General features: G+C 41.8%; 17 protein-coding genes. 2 read left to right on the top strand and 15 right to left on the bottom strand.

All coding sequences use genetic code 11. The features are described 5' to 3' along the window. Positions 1 to 173: 173 nt before the first annotated feature. From ADI86_RS05560 to ADI86_RS05525, 8 genes are all read right to left on the bottom strand, one after another. The gene (locus ADI86_RS05560; protein ID WP_049532117.1) at positions 174 to 677 is read right to left on the bottom strand and encodes a GNAT family N-acetyltransferase; all 504 of its coding nucleotides are present in this window, start codon (positions 675 to 677) and stop codon (positions 174 to 176) included. A 200-nt stretch (positions 678 to 877) separates the two neighbouring features. After that, positions 878 to 1117 (bottom strand): 30S ribosomal protein S18, encoded by a 240-nt coding sequence (gene rpsR, locus ADI86_RS05555; RefSeq protein ID WP_000068664.1) that lies wholly within the window; start codon positions 1115 to 1117, stop codon positions 878 to 880. 31 nt (positions 1118 to 1148) lie between these two features. Then, positions 1149 to 1619 (bottom strand): single-stranded DNA-binding protein SsbA, encoded by a 471-nt coding sequence (gene ssbA / locus ADI86_RS05550; RefSeq protein ID WP_000609602.1) that lies wholly within the window; start codon positions 1617 to 1619, stop codon positions 1149 to 1151. Positions 1620 to 1630: 11 nt separating this feature from the next. After that, positions 1631 to 1921, bottom strand: coding sequence for a 30S ribosomal protein S6 (gene rpsF / locus ADI86_RS05545; protein ID WP_049532115.1), 291 nt, complete (start codon positions 1919 to 1921; stop codon positions 1631 to 1633). Between the two features lie 152 nt (positions 1922 to 2073). After that, the gene (gene asnS, locus ADI86_RS05540; protein WP_049532114.1) at positions 2074 to 3417 is read right to left on the bottom strand and encodes an asparagine--tRNA ligase; all 1344 of its coding nucleotides are present in this window, start codon (positions 3415 to 3417) and stop codon (positions 2074 to 2076) included. Between the two features lie 19 nt (positions 3418 to 3436). Further along, positions 3437 to 4615, bottom strand: coding sequence for a pyridoxal phosphate-dependent aminotransferase (locus tag ADI86_RS05535; RefSeq protein WP_049532113.1), 1179 nt, complete (start codon positions 4613 to 4615; stop codon positions 3437 to 3439). Continuing rightward, positions 4612 to 5100, bottom strand: a complete 489-nt coding sequence (locus ADI86_RS05530; protein ID WP_049532112.1) for a DUF5590 domain-containing protein — start codon at positions 5098 to 5100, stop codon at positions 4612 to 4614. The genes ADI86_RS05535 and ADI86_RS05530 overlap by 4 nt, the downstream gene beginning before the upstream one ends. Before the next feature lie 291 nt (positions 5101 to 5391). Then, positions 5392 to 6588: an MFS transporter gene (locus ADI86_RS05525; RefSeq protein ID WP_049532111.1), complete on the bottom strand. Its 1197-nt coding sequence runs from the start codon at positions 6586 to 6588 to the stop codon at positions 5392 to 5394. 546 nt (positions 6589 to 7134) lie between these two features. On the opposite strand from ADI86_RS05525, the gene ADI86_RS05520 reads away from it, so the two are divergent. After that, a complete protein-coding gene (locus ADI86_RS05520; protein ID WP_000039639.1) occupies positions 7135 to 7683 on the top strand; it encodes an NADPH-dependent FMN reductase in 549 nt (182 codons plus the stop codon). Between the two features lie 130 nt (positions 7684 to 7813). Here the strand turns inward: ADI86_RS05520 and yaaA are convergent, their stop codons facing one another. The 5 genes from yaaA to ADI86_RS05495 all read right to left on the bottom strand — a co-directional run bounded on the left by yaaA (position 7814) and on the right by ADI86_RS05495 (position 13678). Next, positions 7814 to 8542 carry a peroxide stress protein YaaA gene (gene yaaA / locus ADI86_RS05515; protein WP_049532110.1) on the bottom strand — a complete coding sequence of 243 codons (729 nt, stop codon included), beginning with the start codon at positions 8540 to 8542 and terminating at the stop codon, positions 7814 to 7816. 78 nt (positions 8543 to 8620) lie between these two features. Then, on the bottom strand, positions 8621 to 8785 hold the full coding sequence (locus tag ADI86_RS05510; protein ID WP_000508321.1) for a YczI family protein: 165 nt from the start codon (positions 8783 to 8785) through the stop codon (positions 8621 to 8623). Positions 8786 to 8849: 64 nt separating this feature from the next. Beyond that, positions 8850 to 10445, bottom strand: a complete 1596-nt coding sequence (locus ADI86_RS05505) for a hypothetical protein (protein WP_049532109.1) — start codon at positions 10443 to 10445, stop codon at positions 8850 to 8852. A gap of 11 nt (positions 10446 to 10456) precedes the next feature. Then, positions 10457 to 10867: a peptide deformylase gene (locus ADI86_RS05500; RefSeq protein ID WP_049532108.1), complete on the bottom strand. Its 411-nt coding sequence runs from the start codon at positions 10865 to 10867 to the stop codon at positions 10457 to 10459. 114 nt (positions 10868 to 10981) lie between these two features. Beyond that, positions 10982 to 13678 carry a cation-translocating P-type ATPase gene (locus ADI86_RS05495; protein WP_049532107.1) on the bottom strand — a complete coding sequence of 899 codons (2697 nt, stop codon included), beginning with the start codon at positions 13676 to 13678 and terminating at the stop codon, positions 10982 to 10984. 307 nt (positions 13679 to 13985) lie between these two features. Between ADI86_RS05495 and mntE the strand changes: the two genes are divergently transcribed. Beyond that, positions 13986 to 15170, top strand: coding sequence for a CDF family manganese efflux transporter MntE (mntE, locus tag ADI86_RS05490; RefSeq protein ID WP_049532106.1), 1185 nt, complete (start codon positions 13986 to 13988; stop codon positions 15168 to 15170). A 37-nt stretch (positions 15171 to 15207) separates the two neighbouring features. Here the strand turns inward: mntE and ADI86_RS05485 are convergent, their stop codons facing one another. Together ADI86_RS05485 and ADI86_RS05480 are read right to left on the bottom strand one after the other, a co-directional pair. Then, positions 15208 to 17079, bottom strand: a complete 1872-nt coding sequence (locus ADI86_RS05485; RefSeq protein WP_049532105.1) for an ABC-F family ATP-binding cassette domain-containing protein — start codon at positions 17077 to 17079, stop codon at positions 15208 to 15210. Then, positions 17076 to 17844 (bottom strand): CCA tRNA nucleotidyltransferase (locus ADI86_RS05480; protein ID WP_049532116.1); only part of this gene is annotated, 769 nt, incomplete at its 5' end. The genes ADI86_RS05485 and ADI86_RS05480, both read right to left, overlap by 4 nt.

The raw sequence follows: 17844 nt of genomic DNA, 5'->3' as shown, positions 1-17844 counted from the left end.
CGCAGGTTGCTCAAAGCACTGCTTTGAGGTTGTAGATAAGACTGACGAAGTCAGTTACATATAGCTACGGCAAGGCGACGTTGACGTGGTTTGAAGAGATTTTCAAAGAGTATAACTCTTTCCATTATACCATAAAATAGCTAAATCCCCTATTTTCAAAAAGTTTCCAGTTTTTATTGTAAGTCCTTGGATAAGTATAAAACTAAATCATCATTATTTTGGCTAGCAGCATTCATTTCCAAAGGTTGGTTTCGATACCAAACACCTGTCCCATCTGGAATATAGCCACGTTTGATGTACAATCTCTGGGCAGGGCCATAGCCTGAGTGCAAACCTACACCAAGAGTGACCTTGCTCGAAACAAACTTGACTCGTTTTTCTGCTTCTTCTAGCAGTTGATTCCCAACCCCTTGATTTCGAAAAGGCTCAAACACATTAAAATCTGATAATTCTGGATAGGATTCTGCAAAAGGACCATGTTTAGCAGAAGTCACAATGGTAACGTAGCCCGCTACAGCACCATCAATTTCTGCAACTAAGACTTCTCTATCTCCACTTTCCTGCTCCTTAAAATATCGAGTTAAAATTTCCTCTCTAGCAGGCCAACCTTGATTGATAAATCCACGAGATAAGGATTCAATATCAGACTTAATCATATTTCTAATCAAACAATTCATCTTTGTCTTACCCACCTTTACTCTTTCTATTACCATTATAGCACGCCAAGGTCAGAAAAAAACTATCTCGTGAAAAAAGACCCGTCGGGGTCTTAATTCACTTTCTTATTTCAAAGCTCATGAAAAAGAGGTCCACTCGGACCAAACTCGCTCTTTCATTTCAAAGCTCATTAAAAAGAGGTCCACCAGGACCTCTTTTTTTAATCTTCGTTTACGAAAGGCATCAAAGCCATTACGCGAGCGCGTTTGATAGCTGTTGTTACTTTACGTTGGTTTTTAGCTGAAGTTCCTGTTACACGACGAGGAAGGATTTTCCCACGTTCTGAAACGAAACGGCTAAGAAGCTCAGTATCTTTGTAATCAACATATTCAATTTTGTTTGCTGCGATGTAATCAACTTTTTTACGGCGTTTGAATCCGCCACGACGTTGTTGAGCCATGTTTTTTCTCCTTTATAATTTTAGTTGTCCATTAGAATGGTAAATCATCATCTGAAATATCCAATGGATTTGTTGCTCCAAATGGATTTTCATCACGTGAAAAGTCTGGTACTGAATTTGTAGGTGCTGAATAGTTTGAACTTGGTGCAGAGTAAGCTCCACCTGTATGACCCTCACGCACACTACGGCTTTCCAACATTTGGAAATTCTCAGCCACGACCTCTGTCACGTAGACACGTTGTCCTTGCTGGTTATCGTAACTACGAGTCTGGATACGACCTGTCACCCCGATAAGTGAGCCTTTTTTAGCCCAGTTAGCAAGATTTTCAGCCTGTTGACGCCACATAACGACATTGATAAAATCAGCCTCACGTTCGCCATTTTGACTCTTAAATGTACGGTTTACTGCAAGAGTAAAAGTCGCAACTGCTACATTTGATGGGGTATAACGCAACTCAGCGTCACGTGTCATACGCCCTACAAGTACAACATTGTTAATCATAGTTTACCTTCTTACGCGTCAGTTTTGACGATCATGTGACGAAGAATGTCAGCGTTGATTTTTGAAAGACGGTCAAACTCTTTAAGAGCTGCGTCGTCGTTTGCTTCAACGTTAACGATGTAGTAAAGTCCTTCACGGAAATCTTTGATTTCGTATGCAAGACGACGTTTTTCCCAAGATTTTGATTCAACAACAGTTGCACCGTTGTCAGTCAAAATAGAGTCAAAACGTGCTACCAAAGCGTTTTTAGCTTCTTCTTCAATGTTTGGACGAATGATATAAAGAATTTCGTATTTAGCCATTGATATGTTCCTCCTTTTGGTCTAATGACCCCAAGACTTTGCAAGGGGTAAGTGAGGTTCGCTCACAATAAACTATTATACTAGAAAACAATTTTTTACGCAAGTAAAAACACTGAAATGCGAAAAAACGCCACATGGGCGTTTTCCTGTTCTTATGGTTTAATACGGTGCAACATACGTGGGAATGGAATAGCTTCACGGATGTGCTTTGTTCCTGCTGCGAAGGTTACCATACGTTCGATACCGATACCAAATCCTCCGTGTGGAACTGTACCGTATTTACGAAGGTCAAGGTAGAATTCGTACTCTGTACGATCCATACCAAGTTCATCCATCTTAGCTACAAGAGCATCGTAGTCTTCCTCACGCATAGAGCCACCGATGATTTCTCCATAGCCTTCTGGAGCAAGCAAATCTGCACAAAGTACGCGCTCTGGATTTCCAGGAACTGGTTTCATGTAGAAGGCCTTGATAGCTGCTGGGTAGTTCATGACAAATGTTGGTACACCAAAGTGGTTTGAGATCCACGTTTCGTGTGGTGAACCAAAGTCATCTCCATGCTCAAGATGCTCGTAGTCAGCGTCTTCATCATTTTCATGCTCTTGCAAGAGGTCAATGGCTTGATCGTAAGTGATGCGTTTGAATGGCTCTGCAATGTAGCGTTTCAAGAGCTCTGTATCACGTTCCAATGTTTCCAGGGCTTGAGGAGCACGGTCAAGAACACCTTGAAGAAGAGCTTTTACATAAGCTTCTTGCAAGTCAAGTGACTCATCATGTGTCAAGTATGAGTACTCTGCGTCCATCATCCAGAACTCAGTCAAGTGACGGCGCGTTTTTGATTTTTCAGCACGGAATACTGGACCAAAGTCAAATACACGACCAAGAGCCATAGCCCCTGCTTCTAGGTAAAGCTGACCTGATTGGCTCAAGTATGCTGGAGTTCCGAAGTAGTCCGTTTCAAAGAGTTCTGTTGAATCTTCTGCTGCATTTCCTGAAAGAATTGGGCTATCAAATTTCATGAATCCGTTCTTGTCGAAGAACTCATAAGTTGCATAGATGATCGCGTTACGAATTTGCATCACAGCCACTTGCTTACGAGAGCGTAGCCACAAGTGACGGTTGTCCATCAAGAAGTCTGTCCCGTGTTCTTTTGGAGTGATTGGGTAGTCTTGAGATTCACCAATCACTTCGATGTCTGTGATATCCAACTCATAACCAAACTTAGAACGCTCATCTTCTTTGACAATTCCTGTCACATAAACGGAAGTTTCTTGGCTCAAGCGTTTGATAACATCAAACTTCTCAAGTCCCACTTCTTCACCAAATTTTTCTACAAAGTTTGGTTTAAAGGCCACACCTTGGAAGAAGGCTGTTCCATCACGCAATTGCAAGAAGGCAATTTTCCCTTTTCCTGATTTGTTGGCAACCCAAGCGCCAATCGTCACTTCTTGACCAACATGGTCTTTTACATCAATAATCGTTACACGTTTTGTCATTATTTTTCCTTTTTCTTTTTTATTTTTCCATAAATGCTTTCAAGCGTTTAACCGCTTCTTTAAGCGTATCTAGATCTGTCGCATAGCTGAGGCGTACATTTTCTGGTGCTCCAAAACCTGCTCCTGTAATCAAGGCCAGACCAACTTCTTCAAGAATAGCTGTTGTAAAGTCAGTAACATCCGTATAACCTTTCATCTCCATGGCTTTTTTGACATTTGGAAAGAGATAGAAAGCTCCTTGTGGTTTGACAACTTCAAAACCAGGGACTTCACACAAGAGTGGATAGATGGTATTGAGACGTTCTTCAAATGCTTGACGCATAACTTCCACAGAATCTTGCGGTCCAGTTAATGCTTCGATAGTTGCATATTGTGAAACAGCAGTTAGGTTAGAAGTTGTTTGACCTGTCAATTTGCTCATAGCAGCAATGATGTCTGGATCACCCACTGCATAACCTACCCGCCAACCTGTCATGGCATAAGCTTTTGATACACCGTTAATAACAATGGTTTGCTTGCGAATGGCTTCTGATAGACTAGAGATTGGTACGAACTCATTCCCGTTATAGACTAAACGACCATAAATATCATCTGCTAGGATGAGAATGTCATGTTCAACAGCCCAATTTCCGATAGCCAAGAGTTCCTCACGGGTGTAAATCATTCCTGTCGGATTGGATGGCGAATTCAACACCAAAACCTTAGTTTTATCTGTACGAGCTGCTTCTAACTGCTCTACGGTCACCTTAAAGTGATTGTCTTCCTTAGCAGGAACAAAGACTGGCACACCTTCTGCCATCTTGACCTGATCTCCATAGCTGACCCAATATGGGGTTGGGATAATAACTTCATCACCTGGATTAACCACAGCCATAAAGAAAGTATAGAGTGAGAACTTAGCACCAGTAGCAAATGTGACTTCGTTGGCCGCTACGGAATAACCATAATAACGCTCAAAATGGGTATTGACTGCTGCTTTTAACTCAGGCAAACCTGAAGCTACCGTATAGAAAGAAGCACGTCCATCTCGAATGGCTGCAACAGCTGCATCTTGAATATTTTTGGGAGTATGGAAATCGGGCTGACCTAAAGTTAAGAAAAGTACATCTTTTCCTTCAGTCTTTAACTTCTTTGCTCTTGCATCACTAGCCAGAGTCACACTTTCTTCCATTTCTAAAACACGATTGGATAATTTCATAGGCCCTCCTTATTGACCAATGCTCCTGTTTCAAAATCTACTAGATAAAAATCAGAGTCTGACTTGACTTCCCAGATTGGCTTTTCTTGATAACGGCCAAAGGTAATCTTGTCAATTTCGCCAGCTCCTTTTTCCTTCGAAACAGCTTCCGCTTTTTCTTGTGACACACCCTGATTTAGCTGATAAACGTAGATCTTATGGTCATCTTTTCCAATCAGGACAGCAAGCGCCTCTTGCTGTTTATTACGGCCAAGAACGCTGTAATAAGATTCCAAGCCATTGTATAAGTCAACCTGATCAGCCTGCTCTAATCCTGCATACTGCTGAGCTAATTTTTCTCCTTCACTTTTAGCAGTTTGATAGGGTTTCATACTCAGAAACACTAGATACAGAAAGGAAGCACTGATAACCACAAACAAAATCGTCATCCCTAGACCATACTGCCACAGTAGATTATTTTTTGCTTTGTTTTGTCTTTTTTTCACTCGTCTATTTTACCATCTATCGGGCTTTATTACAAGTGAATGCAAGAATACTCTTCGAAAATCAAATTCAAACTACGTCAGCGTCGCCTTACCGTACTCAAGTACAGCTTACGGCTAGCTTCCTAGTTTGCTCTTTGATTTTCATTGAGTATAAGAAACCAATTCTATTTCTTCCTTCAAAGGAAACAGATTTTTCTTGGTTAAAACCGAGCAAGAAAAGTAAAGACAGCTCTAAAATCAACCTATTAAAAAACCTGAGCTTGACACTCAAGTTTTCGTAAGTTCTTTACTTTATAGAATCGCTTTATCATCCATTCTTTTAGCCATTTTTCCTAAAAAGACAGGCAGTAGAAGGCTAATCATGACTAAAAAGAAGCCTAAATAAAGAAATGTTACTACAAATCCTAAATGGTCAATCAACCAGCCTGTCAGTGGGAAGAATACAATCATACTTAGGCTAAACATCATAGAGTAGACACTCAGCATGGTTGCCCTTACTTCACTTGGGAGCCGCTCTTGCAAATCATTGTCAAAAATCGGCTGAAAAAGAGCATATAGAGCATTACTAATCAAGTAAATCAAAATATAGATTAGAGGTGTTCCAAAGTAGGACAGCATATAGGTGACTCCAGTCAGCAAGACAAGGACAGGGAAAAGCTTCAAGGCGGCATATTTCTTTCCAATCTTACTCGCTAGATAGACTGCAAGGATATTCAAGAGACTTCCAAGTAGCATAACTGCTGAAATTTGCCAACTACTTAAATCTGGTAACTGATTTTGATAGTAAAAATAAAACATGCACATGAGTGTACCAACAATCTGAGACAAAATCATCCAGTTGAAGAGCATGGGATTTCGCTCCAACTCTTCCTTAACAGTCCAAATAATCTGTTTCATAGTCACACTATCAGTTTTTTCTACCTTGACACTAGGTTCTTTCAACATCCAAATCAGGAAAAGAACTATGATAGAAGTCGCAATCATGATATAGTAGGTCAGGTGCAATTGGCCATGGACAAAAAATCCTGCCAACACTGTTCCCAAAGACCGAGTTCCTTCTGACACTCCTGATAGGAAGCTTGAAATGGATAGATAACGCTCCTTTAGTCCAGCCTCTACAGACGAGTCATAGACCATTGCTGCACTCGTTCCTGAATCAAAATTATAAGACAAGGCACTCACCGCCATCGCTAAGGCATAAATCCAAAAATTTCCTTGCCCAGCCAACATGAGAATAGAAGACACAATCCCTGCTATTCGACTTAAATAAAGGTTGGTCTTATAGGAATAGCGATCAGCTAACATACCAGATGGAATTTCACAGAGAAGACTGGTCGTATGAAAAATACTTTCCAGAAGTCCAATCTGCCAAAGAGACATTCCGTTTTGACTGAGAAAGAGAATCCAAAAACTGGTAATCCCTAAAAAAGCAAAAAACTCAACTCCGGCCATCAGGCCAATATTTTTCCGATAATTTCTTATTAACATTTTTTCTCCTTTAACAAGTGTATTATTATTTCTTTTGTCCGTCACTTGTTAATCTGTGCCTTACATGATCTCCACCCCTTTTCAGAAGCATTCTTCAATGCCATTATTGTTCCTTTAATGATTTATGAAATGATACCGGAAAATAGCTGTTCTACGGTTTCTATTGCGAGTTTTCTTGTTTATTTTAGCACTTATATCATCATATTACAAGAGAATGTTAGAATACTCATCGAAAATCAAATTCAAACCACGTCAGCTTTATCTACAACCTCAAAGCTGTGCTTTTAGCAACCTGCGGCTAGCTTCCTAGTTTGCTCTTTGATTTTCATTGAGTATAAGTAACCAATTCTATTTCTCCCTTCAAACAAAACCGATTTTGAAAGTGAACAATTCTTACTTTTACGGTCGCAAATAACTAGAGTTTCTGCAATTTTATAATTTTCAAATAAACCCTGAGCAAATTTCTTGCAAGTTGTTTTATTTTGTTGTAATATATTTTATAACAACGAGAGAGTTCTCGAAAATTTAAGAAAAAGGAGACACATCATGTCTAAAAAAGTATTATTTATCGTCGGATCCCTACGCCAAGGTTCTTTCAACCACCAAATGGCGCTCGAAGCTGAGAAAGCACTTGCTGGTAAAGCAGAAGTTAGCTACCTTGATTATTCAGCTGTTCCTCTCTTCAGCCAAGATTTGGAAGTTCCAACTTACCTAGCTGTAGCTGCTGCTCGTGAAGCAGTTCTCGCTGCGGATGCTATCTGGATCTTCTCTCCAGTCTACAACTTCTCTATCCCTGGAACAGTGAAGAACTTGCTTGACTGGCTATCTCGTGCCCTTGACTTGTCTGATACACGCAGCGCTTCTGCCCTTCAAGACAAACTTGTCACAGTATCATCTGTAGCCAATGCAGGTCACGATCAACTCTTCGCTATCTACAAAGACCTCTTGCCATTTATTCGTACACAAGTCGTTGGTGATTTCACTGCTGCACGTGTTAATGACTCTGCTTGGGCAGACGGAACATTGGTTCTTGAAGAAACAGTCCTAAACTCACTTGAAAAACAAGCTCAAGACTTGGTTAATGCTATCAAGTAACTAAACTAACTAATATAATAAAAGCGAACAAGACTGTTTTCTGACACTCAGAAGGGTAGCTTGTTCGCTTTTTTCTCATTTATAAACTAAAATAGCTGATGATATATATTGTCCAATACAAAACATCTTTTTATACTTCCTTAACAAAAACCAATTCCTGTGGCTGGGACTGGTCTCCTCGGTAATTAAATCCTGCAAAGCTTAAGCGACGAGCTTCCTCCATCGTCTGTACTTGATTTTCTATCAGGGCTGTCAGGAAGGCTCCACGGGCTTTCTTAGAAATAGTTGAATGAATCTTCATCTGGCCACCTCTATCCTCCATGAATTTGAAGGTCACCATTTTTTCTCTGATTTCCTTAGAAAATACAGTCTCAAACTCGGACGACAAGAGAGAAAAAATCACTTCTTCCTGCTTCAGAGCTTCATCATAGGCTGCCTTCCAATGGCTCTTCAAAGTTTTACCAGCGACTTTTAACTTCATCAAAAAGTCCAAACGGTGAGGAGCCATAGGTGATAAGGCTGGCACGACTCCGTACAAAGCCGAGGTAATGAAGACATGATTTTCAAGATAAGCTTGTTCTACCTCGGTCAATTTGTCTCGCTTGATATGACGGTACATAAGCCCATCAAAAAGTTTCAATGCTGGGTAGTGTTGAGCAGTTTGCCTTTTCAAAGCTTGGATATGTTGACATTCTTCCGCAGCTTTCTCGGCTGAAACTTTGTAAAAACTCTCCAATTGACTAGCAGAATAGAGGGCCAAGGCATCCAGCACGGCCTGACTTTCTAGTCTTAAAGGAGCAGCTTCGATACTTGGCAAATCTGTGTTCATTTCTTTTGCTGTTGGGATTAAAATTTTCATATTAATAGTGTAGCATATTTTTTAGCCACTACCAAGAAATTCATCTGAAAAACCTCGGTTTGACCGAGGTTTCTCTGTTTATTTGGGCCATCCTAACCAGACAGCCACGAGAACAAGGGCTAGGCCAGCTAAACTTGTTAAGATAGATAAGAATTTATCTTTTTTCTCCTTGAACTGAGAAAAACCTATCTTCAAAGCGAGTAGTCCGAGTAGCATTGAAGCAAGCATCACATAAAAACCCATTTGTTTGTCCTCCATTAGTCTTAATTTACCTTATTATAACATATATTTCTTAAATAAACCTTTTTTACTGCACTTTAAAGGTCTTGAGATAGTTATCTTTTCCTACTTGACCTTCGAAGGTTTTACCATTTTCAAGGTAAGGAAGGTCATCTGATACTGAGGCCTTGACCTTGTATATCTTGTCATCAACTTTAAAGAAGTAGACGGTATCTCCCTTGATAACAGCTGATTTAAGGTCTGCTACTACTCCCTTAATGCTTTCTGTTGTTGAATTGTCAATTTCAAGGTCGTTTTTATTGGCATACTTGCTGAGTAGCTCTTCCACTGTAGTAGCTACGATAACATTTTGGTACTCGACTGCATCTACCAAAGCGTACTCTTTGACCAAGCCAGCATTGTCCTTCAAGCCCATGATGTAGAGAGGCTTGTCATTGAGGTTGATGAGGATTGGGAAGGTTGCCTTGTAGGATTTCTCCTGAACAGCACCTTCGGCTGATTCACGGGCTGATTCTTCGGTCGCAGAAGCCAAGCTGTACTTAGTGATTTCTCCTGTTCGCATATTTTCAAGAATAAAACCAAGATTACTTTCATCTGCATTGGCCGACGTCACACCTGTATAGAGATAGATGTCATTGCCGATAGACAAGTAATTATAGCCCTTGGTAGTCTGGGTCACGTTTTTCTTAGAAATCATAGCATTCCAGAAACCGTCCTTGTACTTACCATTGTAGTTGATTTGCTCGATGGTTTCCTCAGCTGGATAGACCCTGTCCACCCATTCTGGAACATCTGCCAAACTGTATTCCTTGGTATCTCCATTTGTGGCATCCAAGATAATGACTGAAACAGGACGAGGAACCGCAAGCCCAAATTGCTTTTGGTAAACCGTTGCTACATAGAAAGGATTGCCCTCATCGTCCACCTCAAAAGATGGAGCCTTGAAGATTTTGGTTGGGTACTTAAAGCGCAGATGACGCTTGACATCGCGGTTAAAATACTCCGAGTCTGAATATTTGATTGGTGTCTTCAAGTCCACCAAGTTCGCATTTCCAGTTACCATGTCCACCTTGATATACTCGCCGATTCCCTTGGCCTGATTATTAAACCACTTGATAGGATCTGCGTATTCTAGTGGCGTAACTCGATAAGGTTTCCCATCAATCGTCAATTGGGTATAGGTGTCTGCTGCTACGTACTGCGATACCTTATCTGTTAGGGAACCCAAGTAGCGGTCACCAATTTTTTCAGCAGTACTTCTATCTAGAATAGGAACCTTACTGGTATCAGTCTTAGGAAATTCAGTAAAGTCTTTTTCCGTAACTGTGACTACATTGGCATAATTTTTAGCCTGAAAAATGCTGGAAGTCACCAAGGAAACCAAAGCTGCCAAGAGAAGAATCCCTCCAATAGAAGCTAAAAGGATTTTCCCTAACCGATTGATTTTGAAACCCTCAAAATTTAAAGCAGCTTCCGCCTTACCATGGCGCACATGAACTGTTTTGACCAGATTGATTCCCTTGCCAAAGCCAAATAAGATTGCCACAAGCAGCAAATGCCCACAGAGGAAGAAGAGAAATTCCCAGCTGGTCAGGTTAAGAGGCGGTAAAAAGATATACCAGGTCGTTGCGATAAAAATAAGTTCAAAGACTATTCGTTTCATTTACTTTCCTCCTAAATGATTCGTCCTTCCAAGTGATCCAGTTCATGCTGACAAATCTGGGCTGGGAAGCCTGTCAAGGTAATGGTCTGTTCCTGCCACTTGCTGTCACGATAGGCAACCCTTATGGTTTCATAACGCTTAGTGAGTCTCACACCTGTCAAGGACAAACAGCCTTCTTCTGTCTCATAAGGTCCTTGAGAGGATAGGAGCACTGGGTTAAACATGACCACAGGAACCAAGCCAAGATTAAAGATAATCACGCGCTTCTGCACCCCAATCATATTGGCAGCCAGACCAACACAAGTTTCACGATTTGCTAAGAGTGTATCCTGCAAATCTATGGCAAGATACAGGTCTTCCTGACTTGCCGGCTGAGATACCTGAGATAAAAACAAAATATCCTTTACAATTTTCTTTTCCACTTCCTCACACTCCTCTTACTTTTTACTATATTATAGCAATTATAGCACAAAAGCCGATAACTGCAAGCCCTTTCCCTCAACTGTAGCAAAAAGCCATCCGAAGATGACTTTTTGTTAAATCGCATTCTTGTCAAAGCCAAGTTTACGTTGAACAAACTTAACGATTTCGACAATTATAATCATTGAGAAACTTCCAGCCATAACGATTCCCCATTGTGACAAGTCTAGTTTGGTTACATGGAAGATTCCTTCAAGCGGTTCTACGACGATTGTTGCCATAAGAAGGATAAAGGATACCAAGATAGACCAGTTAAAGGTCTTAGACTTGAATGGACCAACTGTTAAGATGGATTGGTAAACAGATTTCACATTATAGGCATGGAAAAGCTGGATCAAACCAAGGGTTGCAAAGGCCATAGTAAGGGCATCTGCGTGAATGGCATGATTGTCACCCACGTGAACTGGGTAAAGAATAGCAAGACCATAAACTGCTAGAACAAGAGCTCCTTGAAGGAAACCTTGGTAAATAATAGAACTCATAACCCCACCTGAAAAGAAGCTTGACTTACGTCCACGTGGTTTGTGTGTCATGACACCAGGCTCAGCTGGTTCAACACCTAGAGCGATAGCTGGGAAGGTATCCGTTACCAAGTTGATCCACAAAAGATGAACTGGCTGTAAAACGTCCCAACCAAATAGTGTTGATAGGAAGATGGTTAATACTTCAGCAGTATTGGCAGAAAGCAGGTATTGAATAGTTTTTTGAATGTTTGAGAAGACCTTACGTCCTTCTTCAACTGCGACGATAATGGTCGCGAAGTTATCATCTGTAAGAATCATGTCTGAAGCCCCTTTAGAAACCTCAGTACCAGTGATTCCCATACCGATACCGATATCGGCTGTTTTCAGAGCTGGCGCATCATTGACACCGTCACCTGTCATGGCAACGACTTTACCTTGTTTTTGCCAAGCTTTCACGATACGAACCTTGTGTTCTGGAGACACACGCGCATAAACAGAGTATTGACCAACCACTTTTTCAAAGTCTTCATCTGACAGTTCGTTGAGCTCAGCACCAGTTAAAACGTGACCTTCTGTATCGTTTGCATCAATAATTCCCAAACGTTTGGCAATAGCTTCTGCAGTATCTTGATGGTCACCTGTAATCATGATTGGACGGATTCCCGCTTCCTTAGCGACACGAACAGCCTCAGCCGCCTCAGGACGTTCAGGGTCAATCATCCCAATCAAACCAGTAAAGATTAAATCATTTTCAAGCTCTTCAGAAGTGAGGTTTTCTGGAATACTATCAATAATCTTATAAGCCCCTGCAAGAACACGCAAGGCTTGGTGAGCCATTTCAGAGTTGTTTGTATGAATGAGGTTTGTAACCTTCTCATCAATCGGAGCAATATCCCCAGCCTTATCACGAAGAACACAACGTTTCAAAAGTTGGTCTGGTGCACCTTTGACTGCCACAAGAAATTTACCGTCTGGCAATGGGTGAACCGTTGACATGAGCTTACGGTCAGATTCAAATGGTAACTCAGCTACACGAGGATATTTCTCTAAAAATCCTTTGACATCGTAACCCTTATCCAAGGCATATTGGATAAAGGCTGTTTCGGTTGGGTCACCAATTAGATTGCCTTCCACATCGATTTTCGTATCATTAGCCAAGACAACTGAACGAAGAAGAGGCATTTCAAGACCCAGTTCAATGTCATCAGCTGAGTCATGTAGGACTGCATCGTAGAAGACTTTTTCAACTGTCATCTTGTTCATAGTCAGCGTACCAGTCTTATCAGAAGCGATGATTTCTGTCGAACCAAGGGTTTCAACAGCTGGCAACTTCCGAACGATAGAGTTTCGTTTGGCCAAAACTTGAGTACCAAGGGCAAGAACGATAGTTACAATAGCTGGGAGCCCTTCTGGAATAGCTGCAACAGCAAGCGCAACAGAGGTCATCAACTCACCAAGTGGATCTTTCCCTTGAATGAAGACACCAACTACAAAAGTAACAAGGGCAATGACCAAGATAGCATAGGTCAAGACCTTAGAAAGGTTGTTCAAGTTTTGTTTAAGTGGTGTATCTGTCTCATCCGCATCTTGAAGCATACCCGCGATATGACCAACTTCTGTGTACATCCCTGTGTTGACAACAACACCCATCCCACGACCATAGGTCACGTTTGAGTTTTGGAAGGCCATGTTAACACGGTCACCAATACCAGCATCTGCAGCAAGCTCGACTGTCAAGTCTTTTTCGACTGGCACAGACTCACCTGTCAAGGCAGCTTCTTCGATTTTAAGAGAGTTGGCTTCTAGCAAACGTAGGTCTGCAGGTACCACGTCACCTGCTTCGAGGGCAACGATATCACCTGGTACCAATTCTTTAGAATCAATCTCAGCCATGTGACCATCGCGAAGAACCCGAGCAGCTGGACTAGACATGGATTTGAGGGCTTCGATTGCTTCTTCGGCTTTCCCTTCTTGGTAAACACCAAAGGCAGCATTAATGATAACCACGGCTAGGATGATAATGGCATCTGCGATATCTTCCCCACCAGAAGTCACGACTGACAAGATAGCTGCCGCAACTAGGATGATAATCATCAAATCCTTAAATTGCTCGATGAATTTGACCAGGATTGATCTTTTCTCGCCTTCTTCGAGTTCATTGTAGCCAAATTTGGCAAGGCGCTTTTCAGCCTCACTTGATGACAAACCTTGCTCGGTCGCATCCACAGCCTTCAAGACCTCTTCAGGACTTTGAGTATAAAACGCTTGGCGTTTTTGTTCTTTTGACATGTGTCTCCTCCTTGACATTGTGTGCAAAACAGACTCTCTTTTCCTTATCGTATCTTTTCACGACAAACAAAAAAGAGACCTGTTAATCATAACAAGTCTCGCTGTTTAAGATAGGGCCGGAAAGCATACTTTTCAGTATAAAATTCGGAATGACGACACTATCACAGGTTTCTGCCAGCTACTCCCTTGAGTAGTACTATTATACCAAATTTTGAAAAGTTTTCAAAGAGTAAAAACTGCCTTATTTGAATTTTCCCTTGAAAACCAGTATAATGGTAGAATGCTATGTGACTAGAAAGGAAGTTGAATGAAGCAATCTATCTCAAATCTCAAGTTAGCTGAGCGTGGGGCCCTTATCAGTATTTCGACCTATTTGATCTTGTCTGCAGCCAAATTAGCAACTGGCCACCTCCTTCATTCGTCCAGTTTGGTAGCCGATGGTTTCAACAACGTATCCGATATTATCGGAAATGTTGCCCTCTTGATTGGGATTCGGATGGCGCGCCAACCTGCAGACCGTGACCACCGTTTTGGCCACTGGAAGATTGAGGATTTGGCTAGCTTAATCACTTCCATCATCATGTTCTATGTTGGCTTTGATGTTCTAAGGGATACCATTCAGAAGATTCTCAGTCGTGAAGAAACGGTCATCGATCCTCTTGGTGCAACTCTAGGAATCATTTCTGCAGCGATCATGTTTGTGGTGTATCTCTACAATACTCGCCTCAGTAAGAAATCCAACTCCAAAGCACTCAAGGCCGCAGCAAAGGACAATCTTTCTGACGCTGTTACCTCACTTGGTACCACCATTGCCATTCTGGCCAGCAGTTTCAATTATCCCATTGTGGATAAACTGGTTGCTATCATCATCACTTTCTTTATCTTGAAAACTGCTTATGATATCTTCATCGAGTCTTCCTTTAGCCTTTCAGATGGCTTTGACGACCGTCTGCTTGAGGACTATCAAAAGGCCATTATGGAAATTCCAAAGATTAGTAAGGTCAAATCCCAAAGAGGTCGTACCTACGGTAGCAATATTTACTTGGATATCACTCTTGAAATGAATCCTGATCTCTCTGTTTTTGAAAGCCACGAGATTGCAGACCAAGTCGAGTCTATGCTGGAGGAACGTTTTGGCGTCTTTGATACCGATATCCACATCGAACCTGCTCCCATTCCTGAGGATGAAATTTTAGACAATGTTTACAAAAAATTGCTCATGCGTGAACAATTAATAGACCAAGGAAATCAGTTAGAAGAACTCCTAGCCGAAGACTTTGTCTATATCCGCCAAGATGGAAAGCAGATGGATAAAGAGGCTTATAAGGCCGAAAAAGAGTTAGCTTCTGCTATCAAGGACATTGAAGTTACTTCCATCAGCCAAAAGACCAAATTAATGCGTTATGAGTTAGATGGCATTATCCAAACCAGTATCTGGCGTCGCCATGAGACTTGGCAGAATATCTTTCATCAAGAAACAAAAAAAGAATAAAGAAATCCTGTCACTGAGACGGGATTTTTCTATTCTTCTAGCTATCAAAATCACTTAAATACTCATAGCGTTCGTATTTTTCAAGGAGTTCTTCGTTTTTTTCATCCAATTCTTTTTGGAGAGTAGCTAGTTTACCAAAGTCGGAGCCGTTGGCTTGCATTTCCTCTTCAATAGTAGCGATGCGGTTTTCCAAGGCTTCAATATCGCCTTCAATGCTTGCCCACTCCTGCTTTTCTTGGTAGGTCATGCGTTTCTTATCTTCACGGACCTTAACTACTTTCTCCTTTTCAGCCTTTTGCACTTGATTGGCCATATCTGTTTCAAAGGCTTTTTCATCTAGGTAGTCGGTGTAATGACCAAAGAAAGGACGAATCTTGCCATCTTCAAAAGCGAGAATCTTGGTCGCTACCTTATCCAAGAAATAGCGGTCGTGGCTAACTGTCAAGACAGGTCCTGCAAAGCCCTGCAAGAAATTCTCCAAGACTGTAAGAGTTGCAATATCTAGGTCATTGGTTGGCTCGTCTAAAAGAAGAACATTTGGTTTTTCCAAGAGCAATTTGAGGAGATAAAGACGTTTTTTCTCTCCTCCAGATAATTTCTCAATCAGGGTTCCATGCGTCGAACGTGGGAAAAGGAACTGCTCCAGCAATTCTGCAATCGAAGTCGTAGAACCACCACTGGTCTTGACCTCTTCTGCCACTTCCTGCAGATAATTGATCACTCGCTTGCTTTCATCCAAGCCTTCAATTTTCTGAGAGAAATAGGCGATGCGAACAGTTTCCCCTATCACAACTTGACCTGCTATCGGCTCAAGACTTCCTGCAATCAGGTTAAGCAGGGTTGATTTCCCAACACCGTTGTCCCCAACGATTCCAATACGGTCTTTAGCCTGCACCAAGAGATTAAAATCTTGCAAAATGGGCTTGTGTTCATAGGCAAAGGAAACATCCTGAAACTCGATGACTTTCTTCCCAATCCGACTGGTTTCAAAGTTCATGGTTAAGTCTGTCTCAGCAGTAGTTCCTGAAACTTCCTTTTTCAAGTCATGGAAACGATTGATCCGAGCCTGTTGCTTGGTCGCACGCGCCTGCGGTTGTCTGCGCATCCAAGCCAACTCTTGCTTATAAAGTTGTTCTTTTTTATGGAGAAGAGCCGCATCGCGCTCATCCTGTTCCGCCTTGAGGCGAACATAGTCCTGATAATTCCCTTGATACTCAGTCAATCCTGCGCGATCCAACTCGAAAATCCGTGTTGATAGAGCATCTAGGAAGTAACGATCATGGGTGATAAAAAGGACTGTTTTCTTGGAATTTTTCAAAAAGAGGGTCAGCCACTCAATAGTCGCAATATCCAGATGGTTAGTCGGCTCATCCAAAAGCAAGAGGTCGTGGTTGCCAAGTAAGACTTGCGCCAACTGAACCCGTCTTCTTAGACCACCTGACAATTCCCCAACAGGAGTAGATAAGTCCTGAATACCCAGCTTGCTAAGAACGGTCTTGACCTGACTCTCAATTTCCCAAGCTTGGAGAGAGTCCATTTCTGCCATGACACGTTCCAAACGAGCCTGCTTATCCTCACTATAGTTGAGCATGAGGAGTTCATACTCACGAATGAGCTGGATTTCCTTGAGGTCGCTAGATAGAACCGTATCCAAGACCGTCTTGCTATCATCAAAATCAGGATCTTGAGTCAAGTAACCAATCTGGTAATCATTCTTAGCTGAAAAGGGACTGACATCCCCATCAAAGCCAGAAACACCAGAAAGGACATCCAAAAGGGTAGTCTTTCCAGTCCCATTGACACCAATCAGACCAATTCTGTCTAGGTCATGGATGATAAAGGAAATATCCTTAAAAACGGTCTTGTCACCGACGGATTTACTTAGTTTTTCAACGATAAAATCACTCATTTTTTCTCCCTCAGATAAGCATGGATGGCTTGACGGTCATTTTCTAATGCTCCATCGACAATGGCATACTCAATCTCTGTTAAAATCTCTCCCAAGTCTGGGCCCGGCTGATAACCATATTCCTTGATCAAAATACCACCGTTGATTTGGATTTCTTTCTTATCATGAATGGTCAGACTCTGGTAGGTTTCTGTAATTGCTTGTGGATTGACTTCTTTTCCTTGGGCCTGACGAAGATTTTCAGCCTGTAAAAGTAAATCCAAGTCAAAGCGGTAACAATCTCGCTTGCTCAATTCTCCCTTTTCACGCAAGGCCAAAATAGTCAGCAAATCCTGAACCTGCTTGGCAAACTGGCGTGAGGTCTTCCAAGCCTTCAAAAATGGCTGCGCATTTTCAATATCCAAAGCCGACAGTAAAGCCGCCCAAGCTTGCTCTGAAGATTCAAAGGTGAAATCAGTCTCCAAATCAAACAGTCTATTGAGCTTGTCCTGGCTAGCTGCCATATCAGGGAGATAGTCATAAGCTTGACTCTCAATCATAGAAGCCAAGCCCCTTCTCCAAAATGGAGCCAGCAAGAGTTTATCAAACTCAACGAAGGTACGCTCCACAGAAATTTTCTCCAAAAGTGGCGTCAAGGTCTTCATTGCTTTAAAGGTTTCTGGCTCAAGTTCAAAGCCAAGACTGGCCTGAAAACGGAAACCACGCATAATCCGTAGAGCGTCTTCGTTGAAACGCTCACTAGCCACTCCAACCGCCCGCAAAACT

This window comes from Streptococcus pseudopneumoniae, from assembly GCF_001074975.1.
Lineage (GTDB): Bacteria > Bacillota > Bacilli > Lactobacillales > Streptococcaceae > Streptococcus > Streptococcus pseudopneumoniae_D.
Note: the sequence above shows the minus strand (reverse complement) of the source record. Positions and strands in the feature narration are given on the sequence as shown.

Bases quoted from the DNA above. Each gene is read 5' to 3' on its own strand.
- ssbA (WP_000609602.1), bottom strand. From the start codon at position 1,619: ATGATTAACAATGTTGTACTTGTAGGGCGTATGACACGTGACGCTGAG.
- ADI86_RS05495 (WP_049532107.1), bottom strand. From the start codon at position 13,678: ATGTCAAAAGAACAAAAACGCCAAGCGTTTTATACTCAAAGTCCTGAA.
- ADI86_RS05535 (WP_049532113.1), bottom strand. From the start codon at position 4,615: ATGAAATTATCCAATCGTGTTTTAGAAATGGAAGAAAGTGTGACTCTG.
- ADI86_RS05560 (WP_049532117.1), bottom strand. From the start codon at position 677: ATGAATTGTTTGATTAGAAATATGATTAAGTCTGATATTGAATCCTTA.
- mntE (WP_049532106.1), top strand. From the start codon at position 13,986: ATGAAGCAATCTATCTCAAATCTCAAGTTAGCTGAGCGTGGGGCCCTT.
- ADI86_RS05520 (WP_000039639.1), top strand. From the start codon at position 7,135: ATGTCTAAAAAAGTATTATTTATCGTCGGATCCCTACGCCAAGGTTCT.
- ADI86_RS05485 (WP_049532105.1), bottom strand. From the start codon at position 17,079: ATGAGTGATTTTATCGTTGAAAAACTAAGTAAATCCGTCGGTGACAAG.
- ADI86_RS05505 (WP_049532109.1), bottom strand. From the start codon at position 10,445: ATGAAACGAATAGTCTTTGAACTTATTTTTATCGCAACGACCTGGTAT.
- asnS (WP_049532114.1), bottom strand. From the start codon at position 3,417: ATGACAAAACGTGTAACGATTATTGATGTAAAAGACCATGTTGGTCAA.
- rpsF (WP_049532115.1), bottom strand. From the start codon at position 1,921: ATGGCTAAATACGAAATTCTTTATATCATTCGTCCAAACATTGAAGAA.
- ADI86_RS05510 (WP_000508321.1), bottom strand. From the start codon at position 8,785: ATGGGTTTTTATGTGATGCTTGCTTCAATGCTACTCGGACTACTCGCT.
- yaaA (WP_049532110.1), bottom strand. From the start codon at position 8,542: ATGAAAATTTTAATCCCAACAGCAAAAGAAATGAACACAGATTTGCCA.
- rpsR (WP_000068664.1), bottom strand. From the start codon at position 1,117: ATGGCTCAACAACGTCGTGGCGGATTCAAACGCCGTAAAAAAGTTGAT.
- ADI86_RS05525 (WP_049532111.1), bottom strand. From the start codon at position 6,588: ATGTTAATAAGAAATTATCGGAAAAATATTGGCCTGATGGCCGGAGTT.